1 protein-coding gene and 1 riboswitch are annotated in these 1,631 nt (G+C 45.2%); the gene reads right to left on the reverse strand.

The features are described 5' to 3' along the window. Positions 1–144: 144 nt before the first annotated feature. Entirely contained in the window at positions 145–1,434 is a 1,290-nt protein-coding gene (locus ACE4RR_RS21415) for an acetylornithine deacetylase (RefSeq protein ID WP_375537449.1), read from the reverse strand. An 89-nt stretch (positions 1,435–1,523) separates the two neighbouring features. Continuing rightward, positions 1,524–1,628, reverse strand: a riboswitch (TPP riboswitch). Positions 1,629–1,631 lie beyond the last annotated feature (3 nt).

Below are 1,631 nucleotides of genomic sequence, written 5' to 3' on the forward strand. Positions count from 1 at the left end.
ATTAAATATAAGAGTAATCCTCCTCCACAAAAAAATTTGGATTTTTCAAGCTCTAAACTTCCATTCTTAATGCCCTTTATAATTTGGTGTTCAGATGGGCATCCCATATTGGTTTAGCATGATTATACAGACGATCGGTAAACTTCACATATCATCTTTTCGCTCAGCATGTTGAAACAAGTCATATAAAAAAGTGACCATGGTTTTTGTGAACCGTAGAAGCTGGTTCCGATCAAGCGACTCATTAACAGCATGTGCCTGATCTAGTGTGCCCGGACCGTACAGGACAGTAGGGATGCCGGCCTCCGCTAACCATCCCCCATCTGTTACGGTAGGAGACATAGAATAGTCAACCGGAGTTTGGTGAATATGTTGATGTGCGTTTGCCAACATCTCAACCTCGGCATGCCTGGTGTTCACTGAGAATGCAGGGAATACTTCTCCTTGTTCTTCTATCATCGACGTACCACCCCATGAAAATTGAGGGGGATGATCTCTTAACCAGGGATCTGCCTTCGCTGCATGATTAATGTGCGCTTCTATCTCTCTGATCACTTCTTCATAGTGTTCTTCCGGATAGTAATGTACGGTGATCCATAACGAGCAGCGATCGGCAATGAAAGCCGCATGACGGCCGCCTTCAATGACAGACGGGTTGATTGTATTTGAACCCGAAGGAAAACCAGAGCTCGATTTCGTGACTGCCCAATACCTCTCCAGTTCTTGCAACGCAGTAATTATTTTTATCATTTTCTCTATCGCACTCGCCCCATGGACACCACCGCCAGCATGGATCATCGACCGCCTTTGTGCATCATGAAGTGTTTCTGCGCTTTGGATTGTTATCCAGCCAGTGATCACACCACCCTGTCCCTGAATATGACAGTCACTTGTATCGACTACTAACGCTAAATCAGCATGATATCCTCTTTCACAGCAAGACTTAGTACCTGCTTCTCCAACCTCCTCCCCAACAACGGATTGGACATAAAGCTTTCCTTTAGGTTCTACACCAGCTTCATGCAACACCTGCAATGCAAAGAGAACCCCAGCCATGCCTCCTTTCATATCTGCTACCCCGCGACCGAATACTTTGTCCTTCGTTACCGTACATACGAATGGATCATAATCCCATCGCTCCTTTTCCTCGATGGCTGCTACATCGATATGGCCGTTAATGATCAGACTCTTCGCCTGGTTTTCGTCTTGTCCTCGTTTAGTGCCCACTACCACAGGATCCCCTGGATACAGATCCCAGGACTCGATTGAAAAGCCCAGACCTTTCAGTTTATCGCCCATGTACTCTTGAGCTTTCTCCGCATTTCTGGCAGGCGGACTCAATGTTGGGTAGGATACCAAATCGGACAATATGGTTAGAATTTCTTCTTCTCTTTCATCCACTTCTTCCCATAACCGAACTAAATTGTTATTCATAATACTTGCTCCTTTCCAAAATAAAATAGCCCACCCCTTCACGCGAAGGAGCGAGCTATTATTATTGGATATAGATAATAGAAAGAAAGATTTCACTCGCTTCACTTCCCTCCGCTAGTATGATCTAGATCAGGTTATAAGGGTCAAAGCTCCAAGCTTCTCTCAGCCAATTCATGGCTCCCCCAGTGAAGTATTCT

The sequence above is a fragment of the Alteribacillus sp. HJP-4 genome (assembly GCF_042139015.1).
GTDB lineage: Bacteria > Bacillota > Bacilli > Bacillales > Marinococcaceae > JBHIKY01.